The organism is Aminobacter ciceronei, from assembly GCF_014138625.1.
Taxonomy (GTDB): Bacteria; Pseudomonadota; Alphaproteobacteria; order Rhizobiales; family Rhizobiaceae; genus Aminobacter; species Aminobacter ciceronei.
Genome location: NZ_JACJHY010000001.1, coordinates 162,829 through 177,058, shown reverse-complemented (window position 1 = coordinate 177,058; position 14,230 = coordinate 162,829). Strand labels below are relative to the sequence as shown.

Sequence of the window (14,230 nt, the reverse complement as noted above, 5' to 3'; positions counted from 1 at the left end):
CTCAGTACCGTTTGTAGCGTTGCTTGATAAAGGGCAGCGGGGAGACGAAGACGCGAAGGCGTTTGCCCCTGACTTCGGCGAACAGGGGCGTGTCCGTGCTGCTCAGTTCGGTCGGAACATGGGCCAGGGCGACCGGCGCATTGACGGAGGGGCCGAAGCCGCCTGAGGTCACCTGTCCGACCGGTTCGCCGCCGACTTCGGCGGCAAACAGCTCCGTGCCCTCTCGGATCGGCGCACGGCCCTCGATCCGCAGTCCGACACGGCGGCGCGAAGCCCCCGTTGCCAGTTCTTCGAGGATAATCTCTGCCCCGGGGAAGCCGCCGGCGCGTGCTCCGCCTCGCCGCCGCACCTTCTGGATCGCCCATTCCAGCGCGCCCTGGGCAGGGGTGGTGGTGGCATCGATGTCATGGCCATAGAGGCACAGGCCCGATTCCAGCCGCAGGCTGTCCCGCGCGCCCAAGCCGACAGGGCGAACCCTGGAATCGGACAGCAGCGCTTCGGCGAGTGCTGCGGCGCGGTCGGCGGGAACCGAAATTTCATAGCCGTCTTCGCCAGTATAGCCCGCCCGCGCCACGATGCAGGGCGTTCCCAGCAGATTGATGTCGGCGACCTCCATGAAATGCATCTCTGCCACCTCAGGAGCGAGTGCCGCGAGCGCGGCCTCGGCATCAGGGCCCTGCAACGCGATCAAGGCACGATCCGTGAGCTCCTCGATCTCGCAGTCTTTGCCGAGGTGAGCCCGAAGATGGGCGACATCCTGCGCCTTGCAGGCGGCGTTGACCACCAGGAAGAGGTGATCGCCGCGGTTGGCGATCATCAGGTCGTCGAGGATGCCACCATCGTCCGCGGTGAAGAGCCCGTAGCGCTGGCGCCCCGGCTTCAGGCCGAGGACATCAACCGGAACCAGCCGTTCGAGCGCCAGCGCCGCATCCTCGCTCCTGCCCGTCCTCGGGCGAAGAATGACCTGTCCCATATGGCTGACGTCAAAAAGCCCGGCGGCGACGCGGCAGTGCAGGTGTTCCTTCAGGACGCCGTCGGCAAACTGGACGGGCATCTCATAACCGGCGAACGGCACCATCCTGCCGCCGCGTGAAACGTTGAATGCCGTCAGCGGGGTTTGCCGCAACTGGAATGGCAAGGTCATGAAGAGCCTCCAAGGCTGGAAAACAGAGCGCTGTCGAACTTGTTCGGGCATGGAACAGGCGGCCATCCCGTCAGGGCGGGAAAGGGCCGCCTGACATCTCAGGTCGCTGCGCTGGAAAGGGCCGCCACGCATGCCTCCTTCACAGCCTCACCCATGCCCGGATGCGGATGGGAGGTGCCGGCAATTTCGGCTAGCGTCGTGCCGAGCCGAAGCCCGAGGACCAGTTCCTGCAACAGTTCCCCCGCGCCATGTCCGAGGATATGGGCGCCGAGAAGCCGGCCTGTCTCGGCGCAGGCGATGACCTTGGCGAAGCCGTCGGTGGCGCCGATCGCACGGGCGCGGCCGTTGGCCAGGAAGCTGGCCTTGCCGACCAGAAACGCGCGCCCGGAGGTGCCGGCATCGTCCTCCGTGAGGCCGACGCCGGCGATTTCGGGCGCCGTGTAGACCACCCCCGGCACGAGGCGATAGTCGGGTGCGCCATGCGCCTTGCCCGCCAGAGCATCGATGCAGGCAGCGGCGTCTTCTTCGGCCTTGTGGGCGAGCATCGGCCCGGGCACCACGTCGCCGATGGCCAGGACGCCGGGCACGCTGGTGCGGAACTGTGCATCGACTTCGACAAAGCCCCTGGCGTCCTGCCTGACCCCCAGCGCCTCAAGCCCAAGGCCTGCGGTGTGGGGCCGCCTGCCGATAGCGACGAGCACGGCATCTGCTGCCAGCGTTTCCAGTTCGCCCGATCCGCGGGTTTCGATCTCGACGCTGGCCGCCTCGCCGTCGCGGGCGATTGTCTTGACGGCCGCGTTCAGGGTGAAGCCGATGCCTTGGCGGGCGAGGATCCGCTGCGCGTTCCTGGCCAGCTCGCCGTCGATGCCGGGCAGGATGCGGTCGAGATACTCGACGACAGTCACCTTGGCGCCGAGGCGCGACCAGATCTGGCCGATCTCCAAGCCGATGACACCGGCGCCGACCACCACCAGCCGGTCCGGCACCTTGCCGAGCGACAAGGCACCTGTCGACGACAGGACGAGCTTTTCGTCAAAGGGGACATTGGGCAGGGCAGCAGGCGCGGACCCGGTGGCGATCAGAATGTGCCGTGCGGAGATCTCGCGCTCACCAACCGTAACCCGCCCCGGAGCGGCGATGCTCGCACGCCCCTGGATGAATTCCACGCCGGCCTTCTTGAACAGGAAAGCGATGCCTTTGGTCAGGTCGGAAACCACCTTGTCCTTGCGCGCCATCATGCGCGAAAGGTCGAAGCGGGCGGCTTCGGTCTCGATGCCTTGGTCGGCGAGGGATTTCAGCCCTGCCCAGTGTTCGGTCGATGACAGCAGCGCCTTCGAGGGAATGCAGCCGACATTCAGGCAGGTGCCGCCCGCCGTGGACCGCTCATCGATGCAGGCCACCCGCATGCCGGCCTGTGCGGCCCTGAGTGCGGCGACATAGCCTCCCGGTCCGGCGCCGATGACGGCGAGGTCGAAATCAGGCATCGGCCTTGCTCCCGTAGATCGGGAAGGCGAAGCAGAGCGCGGTTACTCTCCGGTGGACTGTGTCTTCGACGGCAGCGTTCGGGCCGCTGCGCAGGCTGTCCAGCACGTCCCCGATCAGATGGCCGATCTGCCGGAACTCCTCGGGGCCGAAGCCGCGCGAACAACCGGCTGCGGTGCCCAGGCGGATGCCCGAGGTCACCGTGGGCTTCTCGGGGTCGCCTGGCACGCCGTTCTTGTTGCAGGTGATGCCGGCGCGCTCCAGCGCCTCGGCCGCTTCGTTGCCCTTGAGGCCAAGGGGACGCAAATCAACCAGCATCAGATGGTTGTCGGTGCCGCCGGAGACGATCGCAGCACCTCGCTCGACCAGAACCGCGGCGAGCGCCTTGGCGCTGGCCACGACCCGTCCGGCATATTCCGTGAAATCCGGTTCCAGCGCCTCGGCGAAGGCGACGGCCTTGGCGGCGATCACATGCATCAGCGGTCCGCCCTGCAGGCCGGGAAAAACCGCCGCATTGATCTTTTTGGCGATGGCCTCGTCATTGCTCAGGATGATGCCGCCGCGCGGGCCACGCAGGGTCTTGTGTGTGGTCGAGGTGACGACATGGGCATGGAGCATCGGGCTCGGGTGATGGCCGGTGGCGACCAGCCCCGCAATATGGGCCATGTCGACCATCAGCATGGCGCCGACGCTGTCGGCGATGGCGCGGAAGCGGGCAAAGTCGATCACCCTGGAATAGGCCGAGGCGCCGGCGATGATCAGCTTCGGGCGCTCGGCCTCAGCCAGGGCAGCTACCTGATCGTAGTCGATCAGCCCTTCCGGGGTCAGCCCATAGGTGATGGCGCGGAACCACTTGCCTGAAAGCGCCGGACGCGCACCGTGGGTGAGATGGCCGCCGGCATCCAGCGACATGCCGAGGATGGTGTCGCCCGGCTGCAGCAAGGCCAGCATGACAGCGCCGTTGGCCTGGGCGCCGGAGTGGGGCTGCACATTGGCGAATTGCGCGCCGAACAGCTGTCTTACGCGATCGATCGCCAGTTGCTCGACCACGTCAACCTCGCCGCAGCCGCCATAGTAGCGCTTGCCGGGATAGCCTTCGGCGTATTTGTTGGTCAGCACCGAGCCCTGCGCCGCCATCACCCTTGGGCTGGCGTGGTTTTCCGACGCGATCAGCTCGATTTCGCCCTCCTGGCGCCGTCCCTCGGCCTCGATGGCCGCCCACAGGTCCGGGTCGAAAGTGGCAAGCGCTGATGTGCCGTCGGTCATGTCTTCTCCTCCTGTGACGATGGCCAGCGCAGGCTGCCCGATCTCGTCCAAGGATATCGAACGGCCATCATTGTTGAACTTCATAGTTCTCATGCTAGGATGAGGGATACTCATGATAGGATCGGCCATGCGCAACATCCCGACAGACCTGATGCGCAGCTTCGTCAAGGCGATCGACGGCGGCAGTTTCACCCGCGCGGCCGAAATGGTGGGGCGCACGCAGTCGGCGGTCAGCCTGCAGATCAAACGGCTGGAAGAGGTGGTCGGCGTGCGGCTGTTCCAGCGCGACGCCCACAATCTGCAGCTCACCGCGCAAGGGCGCAGCTTCGCGCAATATGCGCGTCGCATCCTGGCCCTGAACGACGAAGTCCTGGCACTGATGCAAAGCCCTGACGTGTCGGGCAGGGTGCGGCTTGGCGCCCCGAGCGAGTACACCGACTCCCTGCTGCCGCATCTGTTGGGGCGCTTCGCCCAGGCCCATCCCAACGTCATGCTGGAAGTGACCAGCGACCTCAGCAAGAACCTTCTGGCCCGGCAGGAGAACGGCGAGTTCGATCTCGTCGTCGCGCTGCACGATGACAGCGAGAGCCGGGGTGGCAGGCCCATCCACACCGAGCCGCTGGTCTGGTTCAGCAGCGCCGACCACTTCGGCCATACGCAGAGCCCATTGCCATTGGTGCTGGCACCGCCCCCATGCGTCTATCGGCACCGGATCCTGCAGCAACTGAAGCGGGAGGCAAAAGCCTGCCGGATCGCCTATCTCAGCTCGAGCCATAGCGCGATCCTGGCGGCGGTCAGGGCAGGGCTTGGCGTGACCGCCATGGCGCAAAGCACCGTTCCTGACGACGTCCGGCGTCTCGGCCCGGACAATGGGCTCGCGCCGCTTGGGCATCTTGCGCTGCGCCTGCACCGGCTTGCCGCAGCGCATTCCGAAGAAGCGATAGACTATCTGGAAACCTATATCACCGAGCAGATCGGCCAGACGGCGGGACGGCTGGCGATCTCCGCCTGATCCGCAGCCGATGCGGCGCCAGCGCAATTCCAGGAAAGGTGTGCAGCGGTTTTCCGTCCGGAATTGCGCAAGACAAAGGCATAGAGAGATTCCCCGCTTCGAAGAAAAGCGGAAACTGTCTAGGCGGAAAAGACTGCCTTCAGCGACTCGAGATCACGGCGCAGCCGGCGGTCGATGTCCTCGTCATCGCGGTTGTCGTCGGCAATGAACTGGAAGAACCTTATGTTCTGCAGCGAAAACAGGCAGTCGGCGAGGGCTGCACTGTCGACGGATGCCGGTATCAGCTCGCGCTCCTGAAACTCGACGATCATGGCGTGCATCAGCTCGATCAGCACGTTGTCGAGCTCGAGATAGGTGCGCCCGAAGTCGCTGCTGCCTTCGTTGATGCTGGCTGACAGGACCTCGCGCCACGTCGATTTCGTCAGGTAGCTCATGGCGTGGCGACGGAGGATCTGGCCGAAGGACGCCACCGCATCGACCAGATTTGCAGGCTTGCGGGCGATCATCGTTTTCAGCTGCCGGATCAGCAGCTGGTCGCTCTCGCTGACGAGGGCGAGGAGCAAGCCGGCCTTGCTGTCGAAGTAGTTGTAGACGGTGACAGCGGAAATATCCGCGTCCTTGGCGATCAGTTCGATCGTCGTCGCGGTGTAACCATCTGTCTGGAAGCGGGTCTTGGCGATTTCCAGGATGCGCTCGCGGCGGCTTGCCTTCTGTCGCTCTCTCAGTCCCATCGACGCCATGCTTCAGTCTGCCCCCTTCAACGGCTTTTGCCTCCAATTTCCTTTAGGTGCAACAAAAAACACGTTGACACGAAAATTTTAGAGACTAAAACTTTTGATGCTCTAAAGGGAGGAGACCTTGCGATGGGCATTATCCGACGTTCTTTCTGCATTCTGGCCGCAGCCGCGGTCGTGACGGGCTTTGGCCTGTCGGCACCGGCACTCGCCGAAAATCTCAAGGTCGCGATCGTCCTGCCGGGCGTGAAGACCGACAAGTCGTTCAATCAGGCCGGTTACGAAGGCGTCGAGCATGCCGCCAAGGAGCTGGGGCTGGAATTCGCCTACAGTGAAAAGGTAGCCCAGCCCGACCAGCCGGAGGCGCTGGCCGACTATGCCAGGCGTGGATATTCCGTGGTGATCGGCCACGGCGGCGAGTTCCAGGATTCGGTGGCCAAGGTTGCCAATCGCTTTCCCGATACCAAGTTCGTCGTCGTCAACGGGACCGAGCCGGGTGGCAATGTCGCCATCATGAGCTTCGACTTCCGGGCCCTCGGCTATGTCATGGGTTATGTTGCCGGCAAGGTGTCCGAGACCGGCAAGGGCGGCTACATCGGCGCGCAGAAGCTCAAATTCTACGTCGATCTGGGCAACGGCTATGCCAAGGGTTTCAAGGCCGCCCGTCCGGATGGCGAGGTGCTGACTGCCTGGACGAATGACTGGGACGACGTCGCCAAGGGCAAGGAAGCCGCGCTCAACGAGATCAGCCAGGGCGCCGACGTCATCTTCCCGTCGATGGACAATGCCGTCGTCGGCAGCCTCCAGGGTGTGAAGGAAAAGGGCAAGAAGGCGATCGGCATCTATTACGATGCGATTTCCAACTGGCCCGACACTGTCATCCAGTCGGCGATCTTCGACATGCGCGGCGCGCTTCTGACGCTGCTCGGAGAGGCCAAGCAAGGCAAGCTCGAGGGCAAGGCCTACATATACGGACTGGAAACGCCGACGGCGGCCCGCATCGGCACCTATTCCGCCGCCGTGCCCGCCGCCGTGCAAAGCGATGCCGCGGCCATCATCGAGAAGATAAAGGCCGGCGAAATCGACGTCCACTGAGGCCATGCCGGCCTCTCGCGCGAGGATGGTCTGGCGCCTGCCTCGCGCACCCACTTGCCACTCGTTTGAATGCTGGATTGTGCCATGACCGCGCAAGGACTTCGGCTGGAGAAAATCTCCAAAACCTTCGGCGACTTCAAGGCGCTGGACGGTGTCGACATGACCGTTCCCCGGGGAACCGTACACGCCATTCTCGGCGAGAACGGTGCCGGCAAGACGACACTGATGAACATACTTTACGGTCTCTACCAGCCCGATGGCGGCCGCATCCTCATCGATGGCGCCCCGCAAAGGATCACGTCTCCGCGCCGGGCGATGGAACTCGGCATCGGCATGATCCACCAGCATCTGATGCTCGTCGAAACGCTGACGGTCGTCGAAAACGTGGTGCTCGGCCTGCCGGGGCAGGGAATGCGGCTTTCGCTCGCCGAACATGCCCGCAAGCTCGAGGCACTCGCCAAAAGTTTCGGCTTCGACATCGACCCACATCAGGAGGTGTGGAAACTGCCGATGGGTATGCGCCAGCGGGTTGAGATCCTGAAGGTCCTCTATCGCGACGCCAACCTCATCATCCTCGACGAGCCGACAAGCGTGCTGGCGCCGAGCGAGGTCGAGGGGTTCCTCGAAGGCTTGCGGCGGCTTCGGGCCGCGGGAAAGACAATCATCTTCATCAGTCACAAGCTGGACGAGGTGGCAGCCGTTGCCGACCGGGTCACGGTGCTGCGCCGCGGCACGGTTTCGGCCGATCTTGCCGTCGCAGGAACGCCGCCGAGCGAAATGGCGCGCATGATGGTCGGCCGCGACGTCGTGCTGACCACGCTCGAAAAGACCTCGCCGACGTCGGATGAGGTTCTGGTGCGCATCCGCGACCTCAAGGCGCGCGACAACCGTGGCAACCAGGCCCTGAAGGGCGTGTCGTTCGACATCCGGGCGGGTGAAATCCTCGGTGTCGCCGGTGTCGACGGCAATGGCCAGGCAGAACTTGCCGAGGCCTTGACCGGGCTGCGCCAGGCAGAGGGCGGCACCGTCGAGCTGTCAGGCGAGGATGTGTCTGCTGCCGGCGTCTACGAGCGTCGCCATCGGCTCGGCATCTCGTTCGTGCCGGAAGACCGCCATGGCACCGGCCTGGTCCTCGACCTGCCGGTCTATCAGAACGCCATGATCCGCGACTTCCGGGAAAGCCCGTTCTCCTCAGGTCCGATGCTGCGCGCGGCAAGCGCCCGCAAGGTCGCGGAAGACTGGGTCAAGCGTTACGACGTCCGCCTGCAGTCGGTGGACCAGGCGATCCGCTTCCTGTCGGGCGGCAACCAGCAGAAGCTCATTTTTGCCCGCGAGGTCGAATGTCGGCCGCGGCTGCTGGTCATCATGCAGCCCTGCAAGGGTCTCGATGTCGGGGCGATCGAAGCCGTGCACAGGACTGTTCTCGCCGAGCGCGAGCGCGGCACGGCGATCCTCTACATCTCCACCGAACTGGAACACATCCTGAGCGTCTGCGACCGCGTCGCCGTCATGTGCGCCGGGCGGATCACCGGAATCATTGCTCCCGAAGAGGCGACGCCAGAGCGTATCGGCGCCCTCATCGGCGGGCTCGAAGAGGAAAAGGTGGCGTGATGCTACGAGCCATCCAAGGTATCTACATGCTGCGGCCGGTCTGGGCCGTCCTGCTCTCGCTCCTTGCCGGAGCTGGTCTCATAGCCATCGCCGGGGTCAATCCCGGCGAGGCTTACGCGGCGCTCTTCGGCGGCGCGTTCCTCGACTATTACGGCCTTGCCAGCACGCTGGCGAAGATGTCGCCGATCCTTCTGGCCGGCCTCGCAGTCATCATCCCACTCCGGGTCGGCCTGCTGAACATCGGCGCCGAGGGCCAGATCTACATGGGCGGCCTGTTTTCGTCGATGGCAGCACTGCTGCTGCCGGAAATGTCGCCCGTCGTTCAGGTGCCGCTGTGCGTTCTCGCCGGAGCTCTGGGCGGTGGCCTGTGGGGTTTGATCCCCGGCTATCTGAAGGCTTATCGCGGCATCAACGAAGTCATCATCACCATCCTTTTGAACTTCATCGCCATCAACCTGGTGAGCTATGTCGCCGGCGGACCGATGATGCAGGAGGGCGCGCCTTATCCCTATTCGGAGGAAATCCGCGAGGGGCTCTGGCTCCCCTACATCATGCCCCATACCGACGCTCATCTCGGCGTGGTCGTCGGCATCGTGCTTTGCGTCGTGGCATGGTTCGTGTTCCGCTTCACCACTGTCGGCTTCGGCCTCGGCATGATCGGCAAGAACCCTGTCGCCGCGACCTATTCGGGAATCCGTGTCCGGCGCAACGTCGTGGCGGTGATGTTCGTCGCTGGCGCCATCGGCGGGCTGGCGGGTACCTTCGAGGTGCTGGGCCTCAAGCACCGTCTCTACCATCTGTTTTCGCCGGGCTACGGCTTCGACGGCATCGTCGTCGCCTTCCTGGCCCAGCTGTCGCCGCTGATGGCGCCGGTTGCAGCCTTCTTCCTGAGCGGCCTCAAGGTCGGCGGCCTCATCATGCAGCGCGCCGTCGGGCTTGAAAGCACGGTCGTCGAGGCAATCCAGGGCCTGGTCATCATCTTCGTCGCGGCAAGTCTCGCCTTCCGGTTCGATCGGGGCAACTGGCGACGGTTCCTCGAACGGCGCCGGCTGCTGGATGCCGGCATCGCCGGAGGCATCACGAACAATTCCGGAGGCAGGTCATGAGCTGGGCAGGCGATGTTTCGAGCTTGGTGGATTTCTTCTCGACCGTTCTCAGGCTGTCGACGCCGATTGTCTTCGCAGCGCTCGGCGGCGTGCTGGCAGAGCGGGCAGGGGTGTTCAACGTCTCGCTAGAGGGCTGCATTCTCGGTGGTGCCTTCGGCGCCGCCACAGGCGCCTATCTGCTCGGCACGCCGGTCGGCGGGCTCGTCTTCGGCATCCTCTTTGCGGCCGCCATTGGTTGTGTCCTTGCCGGCCTGGCCGTTGGGCTCGGCATCAACCAGCTCGTCACCGGCATCGCGATCAACATCCTGGTGCTTGGCCTCACCTCCTATCTCGCGCGGCTCATACTGGGAGCTGACGCCACCTCGACCTTGCCCGGCTTTGCGCCCGTGGCGATACCGCTCTTGTCCTCCATTCCGCTCATCGGGCCGGTCCTGTTCAACCAGGATCCGCTCGCCTACCTGATGTATCTGGCGGTGCCGCTGTCCTACTGGTTCCTGTACCGGACGCCCTGGGGGCTGAACGTGCGCGCCATCGGCGACTATCCGGTCGCGGCCGACACCGTCGGCGTCAGCGTTCCCGGTGTGCGGGCGATCTGCGTGATCACCAGCTGCGTGCTCGGTGGCCTCGGCGGCTGCTATCTGGTGCTCTGCCAGGTTTTCGTCTTCACCGAGAACATGAGCGCCGGCAAGGGCTGGATCGCGCTTGCGGCGGTGATCCTGGGGCGGTGGAACCCGGCCCTGGTCTTCGTCGCCTGTATCTTCTTCGCCTTCTCCGAGGCCCTGCAGCTGCGCCTGCAGTTCAACAACCCCGATGTGCCCTACCAGCTGTTCTCGATGGTGCCATTCCTCGCTTCCTTCGTGGCGCTGGTTGCCTTCGCCGGCCGGGTGCGTCCGCCGGCGGCCATCGGCACGAAATATGTCAGGGGCGGAAAGTAGCAGCCCCTTCCTTCCCCACTGTCCTGAAAGGGTCGACAATGACCAGCAATTCGTATGAATCCGGACGTCTGAACCTGCCGTTCGTCGGCATCTGCACCTTCGGCAAGTATCCCTACCAGCCCGACTGGGACGCCATCGACGCCGATGTCGCCATCCTCGGCGCGCCCTTCGACTGCGGCACGCAGTGGCGGGCCGGCACCCGCTTCGGCCCTCGTTCCATCCGCGAGGCTTCGACGCTGTTCTCTTTCGGCCATGGCGGCGCCTATGACCACGAGGACGATGTCACTTACCTGCCCAGCGGCGAGGTCTCCATCGTCGACATCGGCGACGCCGACATCGTCCATACCGACACGATGAAGAGCCACGCCAACATCGAGTTCGGCGTGCGCAAGATCCTCGCCGCCGGCGCATTGCCGGTGGTGCTGGGCGGCGACCATTCGGTCAATATTCCCTGCATCAACGCCTTCTCCGACGATTGCGCCGAGAACGGCCCGATCCACATCGTCCAGATCGACGCTCATCTCGACTTCGTCGACGAGCGCCACGGCGTGCGCTACGGCCACGGCAACCCGATGCGCCGCGCCGCCGAAAAGCCCTATGTCAGCGGCCTGTCGCAGCTCGGCATCCGCAACGTCTCGTCCACCGCCAAGGAAGGCTACGAGGACGCGCGCAAGATGGGCTCCGACATCCTGTCGGTGCGCCAGATCCGCGCCCTGGGAAGTGCCGCCGTCGCCGAGCGTGTTCCCGCCGGCGCGCGCTATTACGTCACCATCGACATCGACGGTTTCGACCCGTCGATCGCGCCGGGCACCGGCACGCCCTCGCATGGCGGCTTCATCTATTACGAGGTGCTGGAGATCCTGGCCGCACTCGCCAAGCGCGGCACCATCGTCGGCATCGACCTGGTCGAGGTGGCCCCCGACTACGACCAAACAGGCGGTACCGCCATCCTGGCGGCACAGGTGCTGATGAACCTCATCGGCCGCGTCATGCATGCCAGGAAGGGATAAGGACAGGATCATGATCCGCAATCAAATCCCCTGGCCGAACGGCGCGAAATGCGCTGCCTGCATCACCTTCGACATGGATGCCGACAGCCTCGTCCACATCGCCCATCCGAAGGACGGCCACTCACGTGTGGCGGCGATCTCGATGCTGCAATACGGCCCCAAGGTCGCCGTTCCGCGCATCGTCGAAAGCTACCGGCAACTCGGCATCAAACAGACCTTCTTCGTGCCCGCCTGGTGCATCGAACGATATCCCGAGGCCATCGAGGCGATGCTCGAGGGCGGGCACGAGCTCGCCCATCACGGCTTCCTGCACGAGCATCCGCGCGAGCTGTCGGAAGAGGAGGAGGCCCACTGGCTCGACCGCGGCATCGAAGTGATCAAGCGGGTGAGCGGCAGGCATCCCAGGGGCTGGCGCGCGCCGCTCTACAATTTCTCGCATCGCTCTGCCGATCTTCTGGTGTCGCGCGGCTTCAGCTATGACGCCTCGCTGATGGGTGACGACATCCCCTATCTGCTCGACTGCGAGGCGGGGCGGCTGGTCGAGCTGCCGTCGCACTGGGGACTCGACGACTGGCCGCAATATGTCCAGTCGATGGATCTCGACTACATGATGCCGATCCGCGCGCCCGAGCAGGGTTTTGCGATCTTCGCGCAGGAGTTCGAGGCGGCGTACCGCAATGGCGGCCTGTGGATCCCGGTCGTTCATCCCTTTGCCACCGGTCGCCTGGCGCGCTGGGACGTCGTCCACCGCTTCCTCGAAGGCGTGCTCGATCGCGGCGACGTCTGGTTCGCGCCGATGGAGGAGATCGCGGCACACGTCCTGAAGGTGACGGCCGACGGGGCGTGGACGCCACGCGTCGACCGGCTGCCCTATTACGCCGAGCCGGTGCAGGTTCGGTAACGGGCTGGAGCTCCGAGGAGACGGAGGTAAGCATGCAGGAGCGCGGTGTGGGCTACGTGGTTGCGGGCCGGAACAAGGGCGGCGCGGCGGCCCCCGCCGGCGACCCTTGCGATGAACCGGTCGCCCAGCCTGCGGGGCGGCGGCTCGTTCGTTGCATGGTGGCATGCCTGCCTCGGTTCGTCAGGCGATTGCTGCGCTTGCCTCGGCCTTCTCAGGACCTGTGACGACCAGGCTTGGCGCCGGGCAGTGCAGCGACCCAGGCGTCGGCGTTCGACGCTCCCCGGGGGGCGGATTTCACCACGAGGGCCCTGATACCGACACCGGGCAAGGGTGTTGGCAGGCGCGTATCGCGTCGTCGTAGATTCCTTCGATGGCCAATCTTCCTGCCGGTAGAAAAAAACGTCGGCGAATTCCGCATCGTGGAATCCTCATCTTGAGAGACATTGGGCGTCACGCAATCCTGCCTGCCACTGACAGTCTGGTTTCTGGGAGGAAAAAATGTCGACAGGCTTGGATACGCCGCTCGAAGGCGGCACACGGGGGGCGGCGACGCTCGCGGATGGTTCAAAGACCCACGAGTTTCGAAAATCGCTCGGCGTGTGGCATGTCGTCGGACTGGCGATGGCTGACGTGTCGCCGACAATGGCAGTGCTGCTGCTGACCGGCGGCGTCGTCTCCATCAGCGGAACGTTCACGATCGGCGCCTGCCTCATCCTGAGTGCCGTGGTCGTGCTGATCGCGCTGTGCCTCGGGGAACTCGCGGCGCGCAACCCCTCCGCCGGCGGCATGTATTCGATCGTCAAGGACGTGCTGCCGGCACCGATCGCCTGGATCACGCTTCTGAACTACCTGTTGCAGGGTGTCTTCATTCCCGCCGCCCTGGTCCTCGGCATCGCCGTCTTCCTGAAAGACCTCGTTCCCGGACTTTCCGTTTCCAGTGAACTGGTCGCCTTCATTGCCTTGATGGCGGCGGGGCTGATCGCCCTGACCCGCGTCGAAGTCGGCGCCTGGACGACAGCCATAATGGTCGTCGTCGAGGTGGCCGTGCTGGGCATCATAACGGTGGCGGCAGTGCTCAACTGGAACCAGGACATCGTTGCGGTGACGATGGCGCCCGTGCATGTCGTTGACGGCCATCTCGTGCCGGTGACCTTCGCCATTGCCATCACGGCATTGGCGCCCGCTTTCAACATCATCAACGGTTACGACGCGACATTGGGTTTCGCCGAAGAAATGCATGACGGGCGACGCCAGATCGCCAAGGCGGTCGTCATCACGGCGATCCTCGCCAGCTTTCTGATCACCGTGCCGTTCACGGCTGCGGTCGTGGCCGCTCCCGACCTGCTGGCCTTCCTGACAAGCCCCGCTCCGGTGGTCTACTCGGTCGAGCAGGCGCTCGGGCCTTCCGCAAAAGCCATTGTCGACGTCGGCGTGATCATTGCTTTGTTCAATGGCGCGCTTTCGCTGATCATGTATTTCGCCCGCGGCGTGTTCGCCACCGGTCGCGATCGTCTGTGGCCGGCCGTAGTCAGCGACAAGCTCGGCTCGCTCAACAAACACGGCGTGCCGGGCTGGGGTGTGGTGGTGCTGGTGGTTCCCGCCATTCCGCTGCTCTTCGTCAGCCAACTCGACTGGCTCATCATCTTCGCCGGCACGATGATTGCGGCTGTCTATTTCTGCATCGGCCTGGCCGCATTGTGGAGCCGGATCAAGGACAAGGACGGTGTCCGTCCATTTCGCATGCCGCTCTGGCCACTGCCGGCGCTGGCCGTCACCCTGTTCACCGCCTTTGCGCTGGCGCAGCAGGAATCACAATTCCTGATCGGCGAACTGGTGCTGGCGATTGCCGGGCTCGGCCTCTTCGTCCTGTCGAGGATGTGGTCGCAAACCAAAGCATGAGGACGGGCGGGCAGCACAGCCCGCCACCCTCCAGC

At 64.6% G+C, this 14,230-nt stretch carries 12 protein-coding genes; 8 read left to right on the top strand and 4 right to left on the bottom strand.

Annotation, left to right across the window (positions count from 1 at the left end; all coding sequences use genetic code 11):
• Position 1: 1 nt before the first annotated feature.
• From gcvT to glyA, 3 genes are all read right to left on the bottom strand, one after another.
• Positions 2-1,144, bottom strand: coding sequence for a glycine cleavage system aminomethyltransferase GcvT (gene gcvT / locus HNQ95_RS00725; protein ID WP_154384970.1), 1,143 nt, complete (start codon positions 1,142-1,144; stop codon positions 2-4).
• Between the two features lie 98 nt (positions 1,145-1,242).
• On the bottom strand, positions 1,243-2,628 hold the full coding sequence (gene lpdA, locus HNQ95_RS00720) for a dihydrolipoyl dehydrogenase (protein WP_154384927.1): 1,386 nt from the start codon (positions 2,626-2,628) through the stop codon (positions 1,243-1,245).
• Positions 2,621-3,892 (bottom strand): serine hydroxymethyltransferase, encoded by a 1,272-nt coding sequence (gene glyA, locus HNQ95_RS00715; protein ID WP_067966296.1) that lies wholly within the window; start codon positions 3,890-3,892, stop codon positions 2,621-2,623. The genes lpdA and glyA overlap by 8 nt, the downstream gene beginning before the upstream one ends.
• A 127-nt stretch (positions 3,893-4,019) precedes the next feature.
• Here glyA and HNQ95_RS00710 point away from each other — a divergent pair, with 127 nt between their 5' ends.
• Positions 4,020-4,904 (top strand): LysR substrate-binding domain-containing protein, encoded by an 885-nt coding sequence (locus HNQ95_RS00710; RefSeq protein ID WP_067966297.1) that lies wholly within the window; start codon positions 4,020-4,022, stop codon positions 4,902-4,904.
• Positions 4,905-5,023: 119 nt separating this feature from the next.
• Here the strand turns inward: HNQ95_RS00710 and HNQ95_RS00705 are convergent, their stop codons facing one another.
• Positions 5,024-5,644, bottom strand: coding sequence for a TetR/AcrR family transcriptional regulator (locus HNQ95_RS00705; RefSeq protein ID WP_067959932.1), 621 nt, complete (start codon positions 5,642-5,644; stop codon positions 5,024-5,026).
• A gap of 123 nt (positions 5,645-5,767) precedes the next feature.
• On the opposite strand from HNQ95_RS00705, the gene HNQ95_RS00700 reads away from it, so the two are divergent.
• The 7 genes from HNQ95_RS00700 (at position 5,768) to HNQ95_RS00670 (ending at position 14,195) form a co-directional block, all read left to right on the top strand.
• A complete protein-coding gene (locus tag HNQ95_RS00700; protein WP_182573260.1) occupies positions 5,768-6,733 on the top strand; it encodes a BMP family protein in 966 nt (321 codons plus the stop codon).
• 84 nt (positions 6,734-6,817) lie between these two features.
• Positions 6,818-8,344, top strand: coding sequence for an ABC transporter ATP-binding protein (locus HNQ95_RS00695; RefSeq protein WP_182573259.1), 1,527 nt, complete (start codon positions 6,818-6,820; stop codon positions 8,342-8,344).
• Positions 8,344-9,450 carry an ABC transporter permease gene (locus HNQ95_RS00690; RefSeq protein ID WP_182573258.1) on the top strand — a complete coding sequence of 369 codons (1,107 nt, stop codon included), beginning with the start codon at positions 8,344-8,346 and terminating at the stop codon, positions 9,448-9,450. Before HNQ95_RS00695 ends, HNQ95_RS00690 begins: the two co-directional genes overlap by 1 nt.
• Positions 9,447-10,385, top strand: a complete 939-nt coding sequence (locus HNQ95_RS00685) for an ABC transporter permease (protein ID WP_182573257.1) — start codon at positions 9,447-9,449, stop codon at positions 10,383-10,385. The genes HNQ95_RS00690 and HNQ95_RS00685 overlap by 4 nt, the downstream gene beginning before the upstream one ends.
• A gap of 38 nt (positions 10,386-10,423) precedes the next feature.
• On the top strand, positions 10,424-11,395 hold the full coding sequence (speB, locus tag HNQ95_RS00680; protein ID WP_154384931.1) for an agmatinase: 972 nt from the start codon (positions 10,424-10,426) through the stop codon (positions 11,393-11,395).
• Positions 11,396-11,405: 10 nt separating this feature from the next.
• On the top strand, positions 11,406-12,296 hold the full coding sequence (locus HNQ95_RS00675; RefSeq protein ID WP_182573256.1) for a polysaccharide deacetylase family protein: 891 nt from the start codon (positions 11,406-11,408) through the stop codon (positions 12,294-12,296).
• Positions 12,297-12,794: 498 nt separating this feature from the next.
• Positions 12,795-14,195 carry an APC family permease gene (locus tag HNQ95_RS00670; RefSeq protein ID WP_182573255.1) on the top strand — a complete coding sequence of 467 codons (1,401 nt, stop codon included), beginning with the start codon at positions 12,795-12,797 and terminating at the stop codon, positions 14,193-14,195.
• Positions 14,196-14,230 lie beyond the last annotated feature (35 nt).

What these genes read in the sequence shown, in the direction of transcription:
- HNQ95_RS00675 (WP_182573256.1), top strand. Translation starts at nt 11,406, where the DNA reads ATGATCCGCAATCAAATCCCCTGGCCGAACGGCGCGAAATGCGCTGCC.
- HNQ95_RS00695 (WP_182573259.1), top strand. Translation starts at nt 6,818, where the DNA reads ATGACCGCGCAAGGACTTCGGCTGGAGAAAATCTCCAAAACCTTCGGC.
- glyA (WP_067966296.1), bottom strand. Translation starts at nt 3,892, where the DNA reads ATGACCGACGGCACATCAGCGCTTGCCACTTTCGACCCGGACCTGTGG.
- HNQ95_RS00705 (WP_067959932.1), bottom strand. Translation starts at nt 5,644, where the DNA reads ATGGCGTCGATGGGACTGAGAGAGCGACAGAAGGCAAGCCGCCGCGAG.
- speB (WP_154384931.1), top strand. Translation starts at nt 10,424, where the DNA reads ATGACCAGCAATTCGTATGAATCCGGACGTCTGAACCTGCCGTTCGTC.
- HNQ95_RS00710 (WP_067966297.1), top strand. Translation starts at nt 4,020, where the DNA reads ATGCGCAACATCCCGACAGACCTGATGCGCAGCTTCGTCAAGGCGATC.
- lpdA (WP_154384927.1), bottom strand. Translation starts at nt 2,628, where the DNA reads ATGCCTGATTTCGACCTCGCCGTCATCGGCGCCGGACCGGGAGGCTAT.
- HNQ95_RS00670 (WP_182573255.1), top strand. Translation starts at nt 12,795, where the DNA reads ATGTCGACAGGCTTGGATACGCCGCTCGAAGGCGGCACACGGGGGGCG.
- HNQ95_RS00685 (WP_182573257.1), top strand. Translation starts at nt 9,447, where the DNA reads ATGAGCTGGGCAGGCGATGTTTCGAGCTTGGTGGATTTCTTCTCGACC.
- HNQ95_RS00690 (WP_182573258.1), top strand. Translation starts at nt 8,344, where the DNA reads ATGCTACGAGCCATCCAAGGTATCTACATGCTGCGGCCGGTCTGGGCC.
- HNQ95_RS00700 (WP_182573260.1), top strand. Translation starts at nt 5,768, where the DNA reads ATGGGCATTATCCGACGTTCTTTCTGCATTCTGGCCGCAGCCGCGGTC.
- gcvT (WP_154384970.1), bottom strand. Translation starts at nt 1,144, where the DNA reads ATGACCTTGCCATTCCAGTTGCGGCAAACCCCGCTGACGGCATTCAAC.